Origin of the sequence: Colwellia sp. BRX8-9, from assembly GCF_014077245.1 — a bacterium.
GTDB lineage: Bacteria > Pseudomonadota > Gammaproteobacteria > Enterobacterales > Alteromonadaceae > Colwellia_A.
This window is the reverse complement of sequence record NZ_JACGVN010000007.1, coordinates 1-21082: the sequence shown is the minus strand read 5'-3', so window position 1 is coordinate 21082 and position 21082 is coordinate 1. Positions and strand designations below refer to the sequence as shown.

Sequence of the window (21082 nt, the reverse complement as noted above, 5' to 3'; positions counted from 1 at the left end):
CCATGACCCTATTTAGAGAAATAAACTCATTACTGTTCGCACTTTTTTTACTAGTTATGACCAGTTTAGTTTATTTTCAATTTACACAAACCCGCGACTTTATGAATCAGCAGATGGATTCTGATTTAAACAACACTATAACTTCGTTAGGTTTAATGTTGAGGCCTCATATTGAAACTGGAGATGTAGCCACAGCAGAAACCTTGGTTAATGTCATTTTTGAAGGCGGCTTCTATCGCAAGGTGACGCTTAAATGGCTGGTTGATGGCAAAGAGCAAATTTGGGAAAATCCAATTGTTATTGAAGGGGTTCCACAATGGTTTATAAATCTAGATTTATTTGCCATACAAAAAAAAGAAAGTTTAATTACCTCAGGTTGGTTGCAACTAGCAACAATTGAAATTGAAGGTCACCCCGCGTTAGGTTATCAAGAGTTATGGCGGGTGATGAATGACACTTTGATGATTTTATCTTTGCTTTTTATTCTTTCTATTATTGTTTTAAGGTTCAAATTGAATCGAATTTTAAAACCATTACATAATGTAGCTATACACGCGAAAAACATTTCACAACGTAAGTTTGGTCAAGACCTTGAGTTACCGAAAACTATAGAGTTACAAGATGTCGTTGGCGCGATTAATTCGATGTCAGGACAGTTAAAACAAATATTTTCGACCTTGGATGAAGAGGTTAATGAATTAAAAGAAGATAAATTTATCGATCAGGTTTCTCAATTGCCTAATCGACAATATTTGTCTGCACAAATCAATAATTGGTTAAATGAGCCTGGATTTGGCGGACTTATTTTAGCTAAGTTTGATTGGCTTGAAGATGTTCATAGTAAGTATGGCTATCAAGGCCGAGATGAAATTATTAAGGTTGTGTCAAAACGAATGCAAGCCGAGTTGCCAGAAATCAGCGAATGTATTATTGCACGAATTGCCAACACCGAATTTGCATTTTTGATCACTAAAGCAGAAAAAAGCGTCATAAAAGTCTACTTGCAGTCATTAATTAGGATCATTAATCAAGAGATAGCAAAAGCAGGTTGCACACCTAATACTCGTTTTGCCTTAGGTGTTAGTCAACGCATTGATAACATGAATTCGGCTGACTTGTTATCTCAATCTGATAATGCACTACAACAAGCACAACGCGAGCATAAAATAAGTCATTGGATAGATGCGGATCAACCACAAAAATATAGCCGTGAACAATGGCGCAGTAAATTGGTTGATTCTATTAATAACAACCATTTTAGTTTTCAATGGCAGCCAATTTTAGCTATGACGACTCAACAAGTTATTCAGCGCGAAATATATTGTCGTTTATACATAGACAAACAAATTGTCACCGCATCTGAGTTTATGCCATTTATAGAGTTGTTATCGTTAGGTGCTCAGCTAGACAGATGTTTATTGCAGTCAATCGAACAGCAGAATATTTTGGCCCTTGCAGATGAGGGCATCGCGATTAATTTAACGCATGATAGTTTAAAAGATCCACAATTTATTCAATGGTTAGCGCAATACCTTAAGCAATCCGCCTATGCCGAACGTATTTCTTTTGAAATACCCGAATCAGCAGCCATAACCTCGTTTGAGCAATGTTATCAGCTAGCAGAAATTGTAAGAGCAGCGGGTGCTAAGATAGGTATTGACCAGTGTGGTCGTCAAATTGGCTCTTTAGAATATTTACAAAAACTCTTACCTAATTATATAAAATTAGACTTATCTTTCGCTTATTATGAGAAGTTAAATCACAATAAAGAACTTTGCCGTGCGCTAGTCAATGTGGCGAAAGGACTGAATATCTCGGTTATTATTACCGGAATTGAAGACCAAGCGCAATTAGCAGATTTTAATTCATTAAAAGCAGAGGGTTATCAAGGCTATATTTCTCCAGTTGAAGACGTTGATATTAATCTCAGTTAAATTTATGGGTATTAAAGTTTTAATGGCTTAATAATTTAGCTCTCCTATCTAGATTAAGTGTTTTTTAGGCACTATTTTATGAAAGAGACAATATTCATCTTTTGTCTCTTTAAGGAATGCTATAAGTGGAGAAAATTTTTATCAAATATTTACCCATATATAGCAACGCCAGTAAAATATGAAAACGTTACGCTTCTTAATTTAATCCATTACAAAAGAACAATTAATAACAAAAGGATTAGTCAATTGTTAGCGCAAGCAAACAACATTATTGCTTTTTTGTACAGAACCTTGGACTAAGGTACAAAAAAGCAAGTGATTAGTGATGTGTTAAATAAACGATTTATCTTAAAATAAACAACCACAAGTCATTAGAGGTATGTCATATTTAACACTATGAGTTATCCATAGTTTGTTCAAATTCCAGGGATTTAGAATGACAAGTATCAATAATACTAAAAAATTTAATTTATCGAGGTTTATTAAAAACCTAGCACAAAGTACTTTATTCTTATTATTTTTGACACAGGTAGTAGGGTGCTCATCTTTAAACGATGAGGCCGTTGTTGAAAAAGCTATAATAAGTGAATCCTCCTTAAAAGGCCCCTATGAAATAGCGGCTGAAGAAAATATCCCAAGCGTAATCAGCTATGAAGAGCCAGAAGATTCATTAAGATTTATCAATGAGCCCATTTTTAAATTTAATGATAAAGTATATCGCTACGTACTTAGCCCCTTCGCAGTAGGTTATCAAAAAGTTGTTCCTTTGCCTGTTGATCAAAGTATTCGAAACTTTTTTTACAATTTACGTGAACCGCTTTACGCGTTAAATCATTTATTTCAAGGAGAGCTTTCTAAATCGGGTAACAGTCTTGCTCGAGTGTTGGTAAATAGTACCATAGGTTTGTTTGGTTTATTTGACCCAGCCAACAGCATGATGGAACTGGAACGTGATAAAACAACTTTCGGAGAAACTCTTGCTTCTTATGGCGTCGGACATGGTGTTTATCTTGTTTTACCTTTACTTGGGCCTTCAGACTTACGTGATACGGCATCATTATCGTTCAACTACCTAGCACATCCTCTTAATTTTATTAATGATAAGAGGGCAGCTCAACAATTATTATTGGTTGATGGTATTCAAGCACAAACGCCTATTTTAGCTAAGTATCCACAGGTATTAACTGATGTTGAAAACCCTTATGAGTTTACACGTAATTTATATATGCAAAGTATCCAACGTGATGGTCAAGCACGTCGTAATGAAGTTTTTAAAACCGAAAAGCAAAAGCAACAATAACGCCTTTTGTTAGTACTTCTAACCCAAAAGTGGAATAAATATGTTTAAAGCGAGTGCAACCTTTTGGGCTTATACCAGCTGTATTATTTTTTGCATACTCACGGCTACATTAGCCTGGCAAGCGAAAAACTTTGAGATTGATGCCTCTGCAGATACTTTGTTAGTCGATAACAATAAACATTACATTTTAACCCAGCTAGCCAATCAACGTTATGGCTCTGAAGAATTTATACTGATTGCATTTAAACCAAGTAACAGCCAGTTATTTTCGACAATTAATCTTGATATCTTATCTGAACTTGGCAGAAAAATAGAGAAAGTATCTCGTGTTAAACAGGTCAATAGTATTGTTAATGTGCCTATTTTTTCTTCTGCTAAAACAGTCTCTGCGGATGTTGAAGAGTTAACTTGGGAAAATAGAAAGTTTGATGAGCAAACGTTCTCGCTAAGTTTAAAAAAACACCCTTTGTATGAGGGCTTGCTTATTAACAAAGATCAAACGGCATTTTCGTTGCAAGTGGTTTTTAAGACAAATAAAAAAGTTGAACAGGTAAATGACAATATTATTGACATTAAACGTCACTTATTAACCCGAGAACTCACCGATAAAGAACAATATGCACTTGAAGCGTTAAAGCAACAACAGCAGAAACTTAATAAGCAACTCGAGCAAACTCGTATTGATGAAATTGAAAATATTCGCGCGCTTCTATTGCCCTATAAAAAAGACGGGGCCTTTTATTTAGGCGGTAATAATTTATTGTCATATGAGTTAATTCAAATTATCCAGAATGATTTAGTTCTTTTTGGTGCTTTAATTGTTCTGGTGGTTATTGTGTTGTTGTGTTTTTTGTTTAGGCAAGTAAGTTGGGTAGTTTTACCCATAGTTTGCTGTGCAACAAGTGTTGTTATGACGATAGGTTTACTCGCGGCACTGGACTTTAAAGTTACTGTTATTTCAGCGAATGTATTTGCCCTGCAAATTATTTTGTCTTTAGCGATGATAATTCACCTTATTGTACATTACCAAGAGTTGGTGTTAAAACACATCGACTGGGATCATCAAACACTTGTATTGGCAACCATTAAACAAAAAATAAAACCCTGTTTTTATGCAGGTTTAACGACCTCTATTGGTTTTGGCTCACTTATCTTCAGTGGTGTTCAGCCAGTTATAAGTTTTGGTTGGATGATGGTTGTTGCCATGCTGGTTAGCTTCATTGTTAGTTTGGCTTTTTTCCCCGCATTACTCTTGGTCATTTTTAATAAACAAGGTTTTGTTAAGCAGCATCATCAGATTGAAAGGGGAATGAAAGGCGCAGCAACTTTTGTTATAAATCAGCCAAAAAAGATTATTATTATATCTACTTTGATCACCCTTGTTGGTGCCTTGGGTTGCCTAAAGTTAACGGCAGAGAATAGTTTTTTAAATTACTTTAGTGAATCAACCAATGTTCGAAAAGAGCTAACCTTTATCGATCAAGAGTTTGGTGGTTCGACGCCATTTGACCTGTTATTGAATATTCCAGATAAGCAAATAAAATCAGGATTAGTTATCTCAGCCAGTGCAGTGCAGACGGTAACAGATATTCAAAATATGTTAGCAAAAGAGCAAGCCATTGGTGCGATTACCTCAATTGCCGACTTCACTAAAATTGCTCAAGTTGTCTATGGTAAACCCCTGACAGAATATGAACTTACCGCACTCTACAAAAGTTTAGATGTTGAGTTACAGCAGAAACTTTTTGGCGCTTACTTTTCAGAAAAAAATAACCAAATACGAATTTCTATGCGGGTTCAAGACAGCACTAAAGATTTAAATAGAGCCGATTTGTTGGCACATATTCATAAAGAATTATCTGCAATGGGCATTAAAGAGCAGCAGTATACATTAACTGGTTTGTTCATCCTTTATCAAGATGTACTGTCACGTTTGCTCGATTCGCAAGTGCTGACGATACTCATTGTTTATGGTGCGATGGCGATAACACTGATGATTATATTTTCATCGTTCAAAGTTGCCTGGATTGCTTTAGTGCCTAATTTTATTACTACCGTAGTGATTATGGGCGTCTTAGGAATATTTTCAATTCCGCTAGATTTAATGACTATTACTATAGCCGCCGTAGCTATGGGAATTTCAATGGACGATACTATTCATTATATTCACCGCTATATAGAAGAAATGGAACTTGACCAAGCTAATAGCGATGATTGGATTAAGCGGACAAATTTATCGATTGGCTATGCATTAATATATACGACTACCGTTATTGTTATCGGTTTTGGCACCTTAATATTTTCTAATTTTGTGCCAAGTATATTATTTGGTTTACTGACCAGTGTGGCGATGATAGTTGCTCTGGTTACCGACATCACAACCTTACCGGTATTATTGAAAAAATATTTAACTAAAAATAACCTTAAACAAAGCTAATCTTTTAAAGATATTAATCGAGCTAATGAATCAGTTAAAAAATTAAATATCAAAGCACACGTTAACTGCTGATCGGCTAATGCGAAAACTGATAAGGGTAAAGTTTAATTGTGGCGGTTTTTATTCTTTATAAATAGATATATATTTCAATAAGTAACTAGTTAAATGGGGTTGAAATTAACGGTCTTAATTTAGATGCTTGAATTAAAGCCCGTACAGACCCATATTTACTTTTTATATTAAACGAATTTTAAAATACTTTTTAGTGAGATTTACTATGACTGATTCACCTATTCAAATAGTTTGCGCAAGTTGCGGTACGAAAAATCGTCTAGCTAAGGCTAAGCTCAATGACCAGCCTCTATGCGGTAAGTGTGGTAAAGCTGTGCTTTCTATTAACCCTGTTGTTGGTAGCGATAAAAACTTTAACCGTTATATTACCGACAACGGTTTACCTGTTGTTGTCGACTTTTGGGCACCGTGGTGCGGGCCTTGTAAACAATTTGCACCCACTTTTGAACAGGTTGCTGCCGATATGTTTACACAAGCTTGTTTTGTGAAGTTAGACACTGAAAGCAATCAAAATACCGCAGGAGGGCATAATATCCGTTCTATTCCTACTTTAATGATATTTCATCACGGCAGAGAAATTGCTCGAATGTCCGGCGCCTTACCCAAAGCACAGTTCAAACAATGGCTAACTGAAAATTTACCGATGACAAACACATTATAAGTGTCGTAAAGAACATTCTATATAGGTGCTGTGGTTACTCACAAGAGACAAAGATTATCCTTGTGAGTAACAAGTTAAACGATTTTATCAGTTAACGTTATTCGTTTAATAGCGAGATAAAAAAGCTCATTTCTAAAGCTTTTTCTTTTAAACTTTTAAATCGTCCTGATGCACCGCCATGGCCAGCGTCCATATCTGTCTTAAACAACAACAAATTATCATCTGTTTTAAGCTCTCTCATTTTAGCTACCCACTTCATTGGTTCAAAGTACTGAACCTGTGAGTCATGTAATCCGGTGGTCACCAGTATATTTGGGTAGTGTTGAGCAGTGATATTATCCATTGGTGAATAAGATAAAATATCTTGGTAGGCTTGTGCTTCGTTTGGATTTCCCCATTCGTCATATTCATTGGTGGTTAGCGGTATGCTTTCATCGAGCATCGTTGTTAACACATCTAAAAAGGGCACATGAGCGCCAATGCCTAAATATAGTTCCGGTGCTTGATTGACCACAGCGCCCATTAATAAGCCGCCAGCGCTACCGCCAGAAGCAAATATTTTATCTTTAGCGCCATATCCTTGGGCAACTAATGCCTTAGTTACATCAATAAAGTCATTAAAGGTATTTTGTTTAAGCGCTTTTTTACCGGTTTCATACCACTGCCTGCCTAACATTTCTGAGCCACGAACATGGGCAATAACATAAACAAATCCTCTATCAAGTAAACTTAACGTTTGACTCGAAAAATCAGGATCTATGGTTAAGCCATAAGCACCGTAACCGTATTGAAGAAGTGGGTTGGTACCATCTTTTTTAAAACTATTGCGACGATAAACAATTGACACTGGTACTGTTGCACCATCACGAGCGTTAATAAATAGACGTTCTGCTTGATAATCGTCTTGGTTAAAGCCACCTAAGACTTGTTGCTGTTTCAGTAACTTTCGCTCACCTGTTACTAAGTCAAATTCAAATAAAGAATCGGGTGTTGTTAAGCTAGAATAATATAATCTTGCGATGGTACTGTTTGGCTCCGGATTTTCGTCAAGACAAGCAAAATAACAGGGGTCATCAAAAGATAGTGGATAGTGATGACCGGCATTTTCTCCCTGAGTTGTGTGCACGATAAAACGAATTTGACCATTTTCTCTTTCGGTTATTACAATGAAACGGTGAAATAATTCAATGCCTTCAACCAGTACATTTTCTCTGTGGGGAATAATTTCTTGCCAGTTATTGATATCATCAATTTGTGCAGCCGTGGCTTTCATTAACCTGAAGTTTTTAGCTTGATAGTTAGTCACAATATAAAAAAATTCACCCATTTTATCGGCGTGATATTCATGTTGTTCTTGATAAGGTAATAATTCGGTAAACTGCCCATTGGGCTCATCGGCACTGAGTACTAAATAATGTGTAGATTCAGTGGCATGTAAACAAATATAAAGCTGAGAGTCATCTCTGCTCTTATCTAAGCTGATATAAAAACGGTGGTCGTCTTCTTGATAAACAAGCACATCATCAGCTTGTGGTGTTCCTAATGTATGGCGATATACTTGTGTGCCAAGCAAAGTTTCTAAATCTTTCTTTACATAGAAAAGGGTTTTATTGTCGTTCGACCAAACAACTTGTCCTTCAGTTTCAACAAGAATATCGGCTAAATAAGCATCTGGCCCATCAGATGTCTTAGTTAAATCTTTAAAATGAATGGTATAGATACGACGACTGTCGGTATCTTCAGATATTGACATGATTTGGTCATTTTGACTTATTGATAAGTCCCCTAAATCATAAAACTCATGATCTTGTGCGCGCTCATTAACATCTAATAAGAGTGTTTTATTTTCACCGGCAAAACTTGTTGCTCGGTAATAGTTGGAAAACTCTTGCTCGCCATTAATTTCGCTGTGATACCAATATTTTCCATCTTTTGCTGGAACAGTATTATCGTCCTTGACAATCCTGTCTTTAAGTTCATTAAAAAGTAGTGCTTGTAAAGGTTTTTGCTTGGCCAACATGGCATCAGCATAATTATTTTCATCATTAAGGTGTGCTAAAACTTTTTCATCACTGCGCAGGTCATCACGCATCCAATAATAATTATCGATGCGTTGGTGATTGTGTTTTTCCATCGTATGAGGAATTTTTGTAGCTATTGGTGCTATAATTTTTTTGTCTGACGCCGCTGATATAAATGATGATGTTGGCACTAAGTGCTCCTAGTTAAATAATAAATGAAATGATAATAATTTAAGAAAAAGCGCGATAAAAGTCTATCGAGCTTTTTTAGATTAAGTGAACGCTTGTAAAGAGACTATGCAGAGCTCGCTATGTTTTTATCTTAATGATCAGGTTATCTTCGATAAACTTTAATTGCTCAAGTAATATCTCTTGTGAATCACCTGACATAAATACATGGCCAACCTCGCTGCTGGTACTGTCGTGTGCGTAAACTTCATCTCCAGCTGCAATATTAAGTTTAAATTGGTCTATTTCTTTAAGTGCTTTGCATTGCTCGATACCGGAAATCTCATCAATAGTTCCTGGACCAGGATGGATCATGAGTACGCAAGCAAATTTATTAGCTTTGACAGGTAACGGGGTTGGAGTCGCTCCAGTTTCTAACTCTACATAGGTTTTCCATGGGTTGAAACCATAGGCATATTGAATGAGTTCCATATAGTATCCACCTGGTGGGCGAACGGCCATTTCGCCAAATACTGGCCCCGCTTTAGTCAGATAGAATTCAGCATGAGTCATACCATTTTTAACGCCAAATCCTTTGATGACTTGATCATTTATCGCGATGATTTTTTCTTGCAATGCGAGGGTTAAATTTGCCGGTAATATTGATTTTTTCCATTGGTGAAGATAGTCGGTTATATTATGAAAAATTGGCACGCCATTATGGATCAACGTTTCTACGCTAACTTCACTTCCTTCAACAAAAGCTTCAGCCAGTAGGCCGGGCTTTGAATGCAATGCTACTTCCGCTAAGCTTTTTAGCACCATGACACCTCTTGCACCCGATTCGGCTACAGGTTTAACAACAAGTGGCAGGCCTAACTTATCAACTAATTCTTGTGGCGTATCGTTGTCATTGATGAGATGGAATTTTGTAATAGGAATGTTGTGCTCTAAAGCTTTGAGCTTCATCTCGTTTTTATTATGTAAGATACGGGTAATGTTAAGTGGCGTGCCTGTTAGTTTGAATTCTTTACGAACCATAGCAGCAATATCGACACTTGATTCAGTGGCTGCGATAACATATTCAATATTAAATTCACGAATTGCTGCTATTTCAGCTTTTAAAAGCATTTTTTCTGCGCTTTCAAATGATGTTTCAATACAGCCCGACAATTTTTCTTTTCGACTTTCGTGAAAGGGACCATCACTCCAGAGAAAAACGTTATGGCCCAGCTTTAATGCGGCTCGATAACATCGACCTCTTCTACCCACGATTAATACATTCGCCACTCAATACCTCTGATAATTTCTAAATCACATATTTATCTGCTGAGTCTAGTGAATATATATAAATTAATATATAAGAATATTTAGATAATTTAGCGCAGTAGAAGAGGGGGGATGAAAATTTCAAACAGTCTAGAAATTTGGATCGTCGTTGTATTGTTAAGTAGGGTCAGGCAGCGAGGTAGATACTGCTTTGCTGACCCATATTTAATATGCCTTGGAGAAGGCATATTAGCTTATTATTTTTTATTGATAAGGCTTAACGGTAAAACGCTTCAACTGTGCCTTTAGCCGTCATTAAAAGTGGCTGACCACGACGGTCTAACGCTTTGTTCATGGTGACTTTTACCCAACCTTCGCTGATGCAATACTCTTCAACATCGAAACGTTCTTTGCCATTAAGTCGAATACCTATCTCGTGTTGAAAAATTTCTTCTACATGATGTGGGCTGCGGGGATTACCTGATAGGCGATCGGGTAAAGCGGGTAGCGATGTAGTATCGTTCATGTTTGTGACCTATGATAAAAAAATTGCGCTATTGTAGGCAATATATAGATAGCGCTCAAGCGCTGTTGTGATAAATTTTTAGCCTTTGTTTAAAAGTCTAAATAAACCTCAAGTTTATAACGCCGGTAAGGGGGATAATCTTCGATACTTAAAGCCGTTATCGAGTAGAAAAACTAAAGGCTATCCAAGTCAGTCTACTCATCGTTGCAATACTGTTATTAGAAGCGCCAATCTTTGATGATTGGATTCCTACTCCCATCGACAAACCATAATGCTGCAACTAAACCCTCGGTATCATTAGTGACGGTAATTACAGTTTCAAAAACCGCTTCATTCAATGATGTTCTTAGTAAGCAGCTATCATAATTAATGTTATAGCTGCCATCGCTATTTTCTTGATAATCACTGCACAGTGATAAATAGGCAGCTTGATCATCATCATCAGATCTGATTATTTTTAAATTAAATGAACGCTCACTATTTAATGAAAATCCATCGGGTACTGATATATCACCGCTGGTTTGTGCACTACTTTCTAACACGTCTCTTGCCTCTAGGGGACTAGTTTCTGCTAAGATAAACTCAGTTACCACAAGTTGGGTTACAATCGGGTCAGGCAAAATAATCTCTGGTTGTTGTTCTTCTACTACCGGTTGTGGCGTTACTGATACTGTTTCTCCGGCCGAACCACCGCCGCCACATGCCGTTAATAAAGCACTTAATAGAACACTCATATATAGCTTATTCATATGTCACTCCTTTAATCTAAAAATGTATTTTTTATATTGGCATTATTTTCTATAAACCAGTCATCATCAATACGACCTTCATTGATAATAAAGCTAGAAAACATGGGGTAAGCGTAAATTACATCCATATATTCCAGAGGATATTGCCATTGTGAACCAACATTGATCGCCCAAGGCATACCATTCTCATTAACAAAGTAACGCTCATTATCAGGTTCGCTCTTATCTTCACCTCTGTTAAAAAAGTCTGTTCTAAAAGCTTCGGTAGGAGCTTTATTGGGCAAATGTATTTCGTATGCTCTACCAGGAGCCTGTCCGAATACATAACCATGCTCATAGCTTTCAGTAGCGAATAAAAATGGGTCATAAGGGAACGCAGGCATTTCTTCAATAGGAATTGCACGGGTCATTGGCAGTGTCATTGAAAAATGCATTTGAATTTTAGAACCACAACCCGGTTCACTTCGGTAATACTTACAGTTTTCACCCGCACTTACATAGTCCCATACGTCGTTGGTAATTATTGCGATGGCTTTATCACGCCCCTGCTCTAAAGGTGAGGTGAGCTGAGGCACGTTGTTAATGGTATAGCGGATATCATCTTCGTTAATCGTTTCTCTGCTAATACCAGGTAATTGGAAAGCAAATCCGTTGTGATAAGACCCGCCAACAGCGGCAATTTGCCCTTCAAGTTTCACTCGAATAACTTCACCATCAAGTATATATTCACTAATACGATAGTTCATCACTAAGTCATTGAAGTCATAATCGCCGACTATTGGCCAATTATCTTCAAAGGCAATAGTAGCCCAGCCAGAAGCACTTGGGTAATACTCTATGCTAACGTTAGCTTCTGTTATATCCACAAGATAATCTTCAACTTCACCATCACTAACACCACCTGTTGGACCTAAGTCAGCAGTGCTACTTATTCTAAAACGTGCCCAAGTACTGTTCGCTTCAGCCCATGTCGGCACTTCATATGAAATAATATTACTACCTGCAATAACAGGTAACGCATCAATTATTTTCTCATCGGTTCCAAAAACACCGTTACCATCAAAATCTATCCATGCATTTACAAAGGCTGAAGATGAAGCAACAAGTTGTAGGACTGCTAGGTTACCGACTTCTATACCTGTGACAAAAGCAACACCATCATCATCATTATTACCGTCTGTTTCGTCATCACTTAGTGGAAATTGAAAGCTATCAAATTCAGCATCAACGCTAATACCCATAAAGATAGAATTATTTTCAGTACTATGACGAGCCCCATTATCTTCAGCAGAGCTACCGTAAGATGCAGGCGCATCACCAAAGTCAATGCTCGCTTTTTCTGTGGAAATAACAGGGGCTAGGGCACAGCGTGCACCATCATTATTACTCGAACTGGGTCCATAAGCATATAAAACAGCAAGTGAGTTTGCTTCTTTAGTATCTATTTTAAAGACTTTACCGTCGTTGTTACGACTAATATAAAGGTTTTCATCGACATCAAAGTAAATAGCGCCAAACGTACCTGATTCACCAACATTATTAATTAATTCTGAACTGCCATTATTTACATCAATACGATGAAGGTTACCGATATTATCAACACTATAGGCGAAACCATTAAAGGGATGAAAGGCCATATCAAAGATACGTAAATTTAAACTACTGCCATCAATAATACGTTCTGCAACTAAATAATTATCGGCAGTTGGATCTAATGGGATAGCGTATAAACCATTGGTGTTACCAGGGCGGTATAAATAATAGACATTGTTATCAAGGGCAATATCGCCAACATAGAATGATATTTCGGGTAAACCAGTTGTGGGTAATGTGGTTACTTGATAATTATTATTAATACGGACAGGTCCAGAAAATTCCGTGCTCCAAGCATAAAGATATTGGTCATGAAAATTAAAGCCCATCGCATTAAGTTTATTTGTTGTGCCCATAGTATTTGATAGTTGTTGATACTGACCGGTAGCCAATTGCACACCAAATAAAGTTGCTGAGGTATCTTGTATTAAAAAGGCATCGGTTGGACAAGCAGCAAACGGTTGCCCAAAAATGGCTTGGTTTACCGATAAAACTACGCCATTTATGCACGCCTCTTTCCCGATGATGCTATCTGCACCAAACTCAATAAAATTAGTGGCTGAAAAAGCACCGCCACAATCATCACCTACACCCGCTATCACAGCATTAGCACCAGTCTGAACAAAGCCTTTTGCAAATATATAACCACGAGCTTCTGCACCTGCGCCAAGTTGTGTGTAGCCAGCTGAGCCTGTTTTGTCACCAAGTACATTCCAGATAATAGTGCTGTTATCTGTTACATCTTTTAGTATTATCTTTGAATCTGCGGCTAAACTTAGGTAATTAGCAATGTTGAAAATCCATACACCGTCAACACCTTTGCCATCTAGGGTTAGTGTCTTACCGATAGCTATCGATAAATAATCTATGGTACTGTAAATACCCGCTTCAAGTGTTTCATCATTAGTACCAAAAGACGTCGATATAAGTTCTGTTCCAGTACCTAAAGCTTTCAATGTTACTTGTAATCTTGTAATTAAATCTTCTTGGTTTGTTACTAAGTTAGGGATGGGAGATGCCAGCAAAGAATTTGCCGTAAGAATACCGTCTATTTGGACCCCTGCGCCTATGGTTGTGGTTGTACCTGCATCTATGTTGCCATGAAAAACTGAACCGGCACCTATAGTTACTGTTGTGCCTGCAAAAACATCACCAGATACTTCTACTGTTGCATCTATTGTTACTGTAGTTCCTGCTGTTAGAGCGCCAGCAATGATCGCACTCGCACCAATAGTGGCTGTGGTTCCTGCTTCAATATCGCCATTAACCAGAGACGCCACACCAAGTGTTGCTGTAGTTCCTGCTTGGATATAGCCGACAACAGCTGCGTCTGCGCCAAGGGTTGTTGAGGCTCCAGATTCAACATTACCACCTACAATCGCATTTGCAGCAAGTGTTATGGCTGTTGCACTTTGAACATTACCGCCGACAACTGTTCGTGCGCCCATCGTTATATAACTGCTGGCATAAAGTGATTGGTTATTTAGCGCTGAATCTAATAAAGGTCCATTACTAGCCTGTGCAGTAGATAGGGTAAAAAACAGAAAAGTGGATATGACCAAGCTCGCTTGTTTTACTACGCGTCTATAATGTATGGCGCCATTACCCATAATATTATTTATTAATGCGTTAACATCAATATTAGCCAAATTGTGATCCCAAATATAAGCATTATTCCTTTTCATCTTACTACCCTCAATTGTATGTAAAATTTTATTTGTTACTTAAGATAGGTATTGCAAGTAATGAACCAATATAGTTTTAATTGTTAAGTTGATGATATTGTTTGTTATTATTGTTTTTGTGTTGGTTTTTCTATTTTTGTTTTGCGAAAATTATCATTTTGCAAAATAGAATAAAGTAAGTTTACTATTTTATTAATGGGGACTGATAAAGGATTAAGCCGCTGCTCTATTGAGATGCGGCTTTTGGCGTTCATCTGGTTAACCGTTATAACTGTTTATATTGAAAACCATTGACTAACCATTGTTCTGTTTGCTTTATCCATGACAATCCATAAAGTCCCACTAAGTGTTTAGGTTTTAGTTTACAACGAGGGTCTGATAATAATGTTCTCGCCTGGGTAAAATGGCCGTCACCAATATTGAGTTTTGCCAAGTGACATAAATGTGTTGCACTATATTTAAGCATATTGGCTGAGCTTTTATTACCTTTAAACCGAGATGCTTGCTCTGTTATCCGAATACTAAAACCACACTCTGTGGAAGGAATATTATTTTTACTCGCTTGGTTTTGTGCATCTTTATGATAAAGAGAATGAATATTTGGTGAATAAGCTATATCTGTATTTAACGCAACCCGACAGAATAAATCTTGATCCTCACCTATAGGTTCATTCAGAGGAAAACCACCAATGTCGTTAAATAATGACCGTTGAATGACCATAGAAGACATAGTGAAAGGTAGGTCTCCTTGAGAAGCGATATCAAAATAATCAGCTAATATCACGCCCTCTGGGTCGATGTTTTTTAGTTTTATTTTTGCATCGATATAGTTATGCTCAGATTCGACAATTTGGTAGCGTGTTCCAAAAAACTTTGCTTGCGGGAATCTAACAATTAAGCGAGCTATCTCATCTAAAAATAAGGGTAACCATTGGTCGTCCGCATCTAAAAATGCAATGTATTCATGGCTTGCTAACGCAACACCATTATTACGAGCGGCAGACACGCCTTGATTTTGTTGTTGGATGAGTTTTACATTTTCCATATTGGCATTTTTTACAATTAAGGCGCCATCATCGGTAGAGCCATCATCAATAACAATAATTTCAGCAGCGGGGTATTTCTGCCATGCGACACTGTTAAGTGTTCTTAAAATATGTTCGGCTTTGTTAAACAGCGGAATAATTACAGTAAATTTTATATTTTTCATTTTGATCACTCCAGTTAGATAAAGAATTTTTTAAAGCGCTATCAACTGATAACGTTGGTGGTATAAAATTTGTTGATAAACCTTTTACTATTTGGTTAACAATCGATTTAATATTGAGATTAAATAAATCTATTTGATAGTCTTGTGCTAGGCCAATCTCCTCACACCAACCTTTACATTTACTGTGATAATTAACTGACAGCACGGGTGTGTTAGCTAAATAACCTAAAATAGAACCATGTAAACGCATACTAACAATAGCTTTATAAGTGCCCAGTTTTTCGAGTAATTTAATGGGATCTGCTTGGTATTTTTCTATCGTTACGGGCACCGTTTTGTTTAAACGAGCAATAATATTATTGTTGATTTTCCAATCGCCTAATGAGCCATGTCCGTTAAACTCAATTAAGGTAATAGGTTCACCTGTTTGGGCGTATAACTGTGTTATTAACTGAGTAAATTGATGAAACCTTTGCTGTTCAGCACCTTTATTTGTTTTGCCCATCGCATTAATAGCAACAGAGCATAGTGACAGTGCAATGCCTTTACGTTCGACTTTTTCAGGTTTATATTTATCTGAACACAGCAGTAATGGTGCCAAATCAAAGGTTTTATTAACGTTAGCATTAGGGGCAATACTTTGAGCAATGTCTAAACTTTCACTGTCTCTGACGCCAATATAACCACATTCATTTAAAAATTTTGCACATGCTTTTTCTGCTGCGGTTGTATTAAACGGGCCAATTCCTACGCCTACTGCTAAGCTATTTTTAGGACTTGATAAAGACATTAATTGTCTTTTAAGGTTTATATCTGTTTCACTGTGTAAAACCGAGCCACCACCAAAAATAATACGTTTACTTTGAAGTGCAGCTTTATAATGCAATAACCTATTTTGCCCAGGAAATTGCTGGTTAAACTTGAGCGGTAGTTGATGATCCGTTTGTGTTTCTCTGCAATAATCGCCGTACAAACCGACTAAGGTATTTTCACAACCAATAATGTGTTGAGCCGCCCAGGCCGATGCATACATCAGCGCATCATCGCCGCTATTTTGCATGCCGTAATAGCCTACTAAATAAGCATCGTATTTCTTAAACATGTCTTTCTCCTGATTTTAGTGGATTAAGGGCAATGCCTATCCATAAAAGTGCTGGCCAATAAATAAAACTTAATATTTCTAGATTTTCAAAAAATGAGTAACAGATAAAAACGATTGCCATCAGCGCCGCGGTATAACAAATCTCGCTTTTAAGGCTATGCCAAAATAAATAGATACAGGTAAACGTTAAAGGTATAGCTAATGCTAAAAGTCCTACTATGCCTTTGACAAATAACAGTCCATACCAGCTGTGGTGTGAACCTATAGGCATTCCTTCAACGATTTTTGGTCCTTTCTCAACAATGCCATGTCCCCAAATTGGAGCCTCTGACTCCCAACGTTGCAACGCCAGTACTTCTAGCGTATTACGTACTCGTGTTGAATCAGGGCGCGAAGCTTTAATGTCTTCGTAGCTGTTAGTGATAAAATTAAATAACGGCTCGCCTAGTAATAAAATGGTTGGAATGAACAAGCCAAAAAGTATAATAAGCAGTGGATTTTTAAAATGTTTACTGAAAAAGCATAGCGGCGCTAAAGCGATATAAATAACCCAACCAGCACGTGATTGTGAGAGTAAACACATGATGAAACTGCCGGCTAAACCTGAGTTTCTCCAAAAAGGTTCTTTCTCTTGGCTTGTAAAAATTAAAAATATACATGCCATAAATCCTGCTGCAGGTGCCCAAGGAGTAAAAAACCTCCAACGGCCACCACCAGTTTCAGGGTTTAAACCAAATAAACTTACCGTGAAGAAGCTTTCACCGGGTCCGCCAATCACTTGTAGCGGTGATATAAATAAATCACCAGGGGCACCAACCATATAAAGAACAACAGTCACACCGGCAAAAACTAACGAATGAAATGAAACAACGCATATGGCTCTAACGACTAATTGCGGTTTAATATCAACAAAGGCACCAATAAATAAAAATAGCGGCATCAGTGCCCATCCTTTTGCCCAACCAATCGAAGACTTGATGGTTTTCGCTAGTCCCAAGTCCCAATTTGAATGACCAATGAGTAGCGCGACTAACATAAAAAAGCCACCGAGGATCCATAACCAAACAATGGCAGGTATCACTGCATTTTTGTCTTTGCCGTTTACATACCAACGTAATAAAACCACAATAAAGATCATCCAACCTATTACTGAGCCCATAACATAAAGACCACCGAATGCGAAGAATGGATAGGTAAGTGTTAACCCAAACCAAACTAGCTTTTCTTCGGTAGAAGTTGCAGTGGGATGCTGTGAAGCCATAAGTTAATTTGTCCAAATGGATGAATAAAGGCTTAATCTAAAAGTATTATTATCTTTAGCCGGTATTGTATTAATCATTAATAAATTGTTGATAACCTACTCATTGCTAAAACTGTGCCAATCCTATTTTTATTTTAAGCTGTTGAAGTTATGGGTTTTATTTTCTTTTCTTGAGGCGAGTGTTATCTTTAATTGCAAAATAAAAATAGGATTTTCATTTTGCAATTAATTATTTTTTATAAAAGACCATTATTATTTACAGATTTAACCTACACAATACGGGGAATAGGGTTGATAAAATAAGGAGAAGTCTAAGACAAGGCTAAAGTTAACCCTCTATCAAGGCGATTAAGCATTGATAGGGTTAACTTCTATTAGCCAAATTAGTTTTTCTTGAGTAAAACTTGAATTAACTTGTTGCGTTGCGATAAAACGAATAAGCCAAAGGTAATGAATAAAAACCCAGCTACAGCACCAACAAAGGCAATAATATTTTTAGGACTACCTTGTTTCGTTGGATAAGAAGGGGTTGTTAGCATTTGTAATACCGGATACGAGGCAAAAATGTCTGCTTTACTCGCTTCTAATCTTGCGGCTGCTGAGGTAAAAATAGCTTCTGCCATGTTAAATTCTCTTTGTAACCGCTCTAATTCCACTATTTCTCTAGAGTAGACCTTTAATTGGTCACCAAGATGTTCAACAGATCGTCCTAAATCAGCAAACATTGAATCTTGGCCTTTTTGTTTTGCATAAGCGGCAATTAAGTCAGCGAATAACTCAGCCCGTTTTGGGTTCAAATCCAAATTTAAGGAATTGAATATCTCACTTGAATTAACACCGTACATTTCGCTGCTTCTCTGGTTTATCGCAATTCGGGTAAAGTTTAATCTTTTTTGTTGTGCTTTCACTTTTGGGTGATTAACCCCCCATCGAGAGCTGTATTCGGTGAGTTGAGTAATACTTTCCTTTAATTCGGTAATATAAGCTCTAAATTCAACGTCTGATTGCAGGGCGAATGCTTGTCCTGCTAATTTGGGTGAAACCCCAAGCTCTTCGCTTAATTGATAAATATATTCTTGTAATTGCCTTGTTTCAGCTTTGACATAAAGTCGTTTTTCTTTGACACCGGATAAGGTTTTAACCAATTGGTTCATTTGATCGGTTGAAACCACAATGGATCGCTGTTGAAAATCAACAATAGCATTACGGGTTATATTCATTCTTTCCCGGTACTGGTCAAGAACATGGTTAATACTCCGGTCTCGTCGTAACACTTCATCGGCGCGAAGATTACTCAACTCGTCTTGTAAAGATTCATAGATGGCAAAGGTTTTTTCTTGTGCTAATTTTGAGCTACCAGCACTCATCGCCAATGAAATAATAGAGGTTTGCTCGGTGAGCTTAATTCTTGGTTGACCAAGTTCATCAAGCGAAATATTTAGTTTCTTAGCAGCACGCCCCCTAACACCTCGGCTTGATAGCATCTCTTTATAATTAACACGTGGGTTAAAGCCACCACCAGAAAAAGGGGTATTTGTTTGTGAAACAACTTGGCCGACATTATCCAGTGATACACTGTTACTGCTACCGGTTCCAGGTAAGACCATTTCCATATCACTGGTAAATGACGGAGCCTTATTCAAATAAAGCATAATAAGCAGTGCAACAACTAAATAACAAGCTAAACCAACCACTAAATAAGGGCGTTTTAACACTGAGTATGTTCTTGCTCTGAATAGGCCAAATGACGTTAACGTTACAATAGGATATTTCATAATTCACTTATAACAATTTAATAGGAAGCAGGATGTCGACAACTGTCTTGGCGATATCACGAAAGTTAGTAATATCTGAGTCGTAACAGGCAACAGCATCATTAGGCATTAAGTAAGGGTTAATATTGCCTTGATTCGGTGTCGTCATTAACGCTTCTACCGAGCGCTCAATAACTTGTGTTTCACCGGTAATTGGATTTTTACTCGCAAGAACTACTCGACGTGGCGCATTGGTCCAATCTTTACCACCGACACAATTAGCAGAAACCGCCGCTTGTAATAAGCGTGTACCATAAGGCAGGCTAGTTGAATATCGCCCCACGGCTGCACTCGCATTATCTCCGGCTGAATCAATGAGATTAGACATAAAAACACGAAATCCCTTAGGCGTAATTAAACTAGGTCTAACTAAGTGTGCTTGAAAACAACCGGTACTGGGTACGATAACGCGGTCACCTGCCACTAATGGATAATCCTTAACTAATTCTCCAGAGAGCATTCCTGTCATATCTATTTGAACCTGCCAGCCTTTACGGAGTAAAATTATTTGATCTAATTTTGCATCAGGTCGAATACCTGAAGCTGCTCTGATCGCTTCAGACAATAATCGCGTTGTTGAATAATCACCAAATGCATCTAAATGTTCTGCATTTTGAATACCATTTGGTTTCTTATTAATTAATACCGTACCAGGCTGAAAAACCGCACCGGCAACAGACACCTCAATTGATGACCAATTTAATACGTGTATGGTCACGCTAGCACTGGCGGGTTGAAATATTTCTGCTCTAATTAAGGCTAATTCAATTTTGGTTTCTAACTTATTGGTTGTCGCACCACCTGCTGAAATAACACCTATAATAGGTAGTTTTACATATCCCGCGTTATCAACAATATAACGACCATTAAAACCTTCACCATCTTCAATAAGTACTTCAACTAAATCCCCGGGACTTAATAATAAACCTTGCGCAAGAATAGGGTCATTCTCTGCTGAAGCTTTCATGTTTGATGAATGTAAATTTAATGGTTTGTCTGTTCTATAATTTAGGGCTGCGCCCATATCTTGAAACTGACTGCAATTTAATCCATCTGAAAATAGCGTTTTAGGTGCTTGCTCATGAATAAAGTCATCACCATTGTCAGCTGGCGTGCCATAAAATCTAAGTGCAGACTTATCAATATCTACTGATGAGTGTTTAGCACACCCCTGTAAAACTAAAATTCCAATGAGCGCGATAAGCGCTGGCATTATTTTGTAACTTTTAGCTGGGTGAAACGACATTGAATTCTCCATAACGATTTAAACTCTCTACACC

General features: G+C 37.4%; 14 protein-coding genes. 4 read left to right on the top strand and 10 right to left on the bottom strand.

What is annotated here, in order from left to right:
- Window positions 1-2 precede the first annotated feature (2 nt).
- The 4 genes from H4J70_RS07565 to trxC all read left to right on the top strand — a co-directional run bounded on the left by H4J70_RS07565 (window position 3) and on the right by trxC (window position 6404).
- Window positions 3-1934 (top strand): EAL domain-containing protein, encoded by a 1932-nt coding sequence (locus H4J70_RS07565; protein ID WP_182250832.1) that lies wholly within the window; start codon window positions 3-5, stop codon window positions 1932-1934.
- A 436-nt stretch (window positions 1935-2370) separates the two neighbouring features.
- Window positions 2371-3234: a VacJ family lipoprotein gene (locus tag H4J70_RS07560; protein ID WP_182250831.1), complete on the top strand. Its 864-nt coding sequence runs from the start codon at window positions 2371-2373 to the stop codon at window positions 3232-3234.
- Window positions 3235-3274: 40 nt separating this feature from the next.
- Entirely contained in the window at window positions 3275-5671 is a 2397-nt protein-coding gene (locus H4J70_RS07555) for an RND family transporter (RefSeq protein WP_182250830.1), read from the top strand.
- 277 nt (window positions 5672-5948) lie between these two features.
- Window positions 5949-6404 carry a thioredoxin TrxC gene (gene trxC, locus H4J70_RS07550; protein WP_182218365.1) on the top strand — a complete coding sequence of 152 codons (456 nt, stop codon included), beginning with the start codon at window positions 5949-5951 and terminating at the stop codon, window positions 6402-6404.
- A 97-nt stretch (window positions 6405-6501) separates the two neighbouring features.
- On the opposite strand, the gene H4J70_RS07545 is transcribed toward trxC, so the two are convergent.
- The 10 genes from H4J70_RS07545 to H4J70_RS07500 form a co-directional block, all read right to left on the bottom strand.
- Window positions 6502-8616, bottom strand: a complete 2115-nt coding sequence (locus H4J70_RS07545) for a S9 family peptidase (RefSeq protein ID WP_182250829.1) — start codon at window positions 8614-8616, stop codon at window positions 6502-6504.
- A gap of 118 nt (window positions 8617-8734) precedes the next feature.
- On the bottom strand, window positions 8735-9883 hold the full coding sequence (locus H4J70_RS07540) for an ATP-grasp domain-containing protein (RefSeq protein ID WP_182250828.1): 1149 nt from the start codon (window positions 9881-9883) through the stop codon (window positions 8735-8737).
- Window positions 9884-10139: 256 nt separating this feature from the next.
- On the bottom strand, window positions 10140-10388 hold the full coding sequence (locus H4J70_RS07535; RefSeq protein WP_182173540.1) for a DUF3297 family protein: 249 nt from the start codon (window positions 10386-10388) through the stop codon (window positions 10140-10142).
- A gap of 218 nt (window positions 10389-10606) precedes the next feature.
- Window positions 10607-11137 (bottom strand): hypothetical protein, encoded by a 531-nt coding sequence (locus H4J70_RS07530; protein WP_182250827.1) that lies wholly within the window; start codon window positions 11135-11137, stop codon window positions 10607-10609.
- 11 nt (window positions 11138-11148) lie between these two features.
- Entirely contained in the window at window positions 11149-14415 is a 3267-nt protein-coding gene (locus tag H4J70_RS07525) for an LruC domain-containing protein (RefSeq protein ID WP_259368016.1), read from the bottom strand.
- Window positions 14416-14680: 265 nt separating this feature from the next.
- Window positions 14681-15625 (bottom strand): glycosyltransferase family A protein, encoded by a 945-nt coding sequence (locus H4J70_RS07520; protein WP_182218489.1) that lies wholly within the window; start codon window positions 15623-15625, stop codon window positions 14681-14683.
- Window positions 15585-16727, bottom strand: coding sequence for a polysaccharide pyruvyl transferase family protein (locus H4J70_RS07515; RefSeq protein ID WP_182250826.1), 1143 nt, complete (start codon window positions 16725-16727; stop codon window positions 15585-15587). Before H4J70_RS07515 ends, H4J70_RS07520 begins: the two co-directional genes overlap by 41 nt.
- The gene (locus H4J70_RS07510) at window positions 16720-17988 is read right to left on the bottom strand and encodes an O-antigen ligase (protein WP_182250825.1); all 1269 of its coding nucleotides are present in this window, start codon (window positions 17986-17988) and stop codon (window positions 16720-16722) included. The genes H4J70_RS07515 and H4J70_RS07510 overlap by 8 nt, the downstream gene beginning before the upstream one ends.
- A 383-nt stretch (window positions 17989-18371) precedes the next feature.
- Window positions 18372-19763 carry a hypothetical protein gene (locus H4J70_RS07505; RefSeq protein ID WP_182250824.1) on the bottom strand — a complete coding sequence of 464 codons (1392 nt, stop codon included), beginning with the start codon at window positions 19761-19763 and terminating at the stop codon, window positions 18372-18374.
- A gap of 7 nt (window positions 19764-19770) precedes the next feature.
- Window positions 19771-21048, bottom strand: coding sequence for a polysaccharide biosynthesis/export family protein (locus H4J70_RS07500; protein WP_182250823.1), 1278 nt, complete (start codon window positions 21046-21048; stop codon window positions 19771-19773).
- Window positions 21049-21082 lie beyond the last annotated feature (34 nt).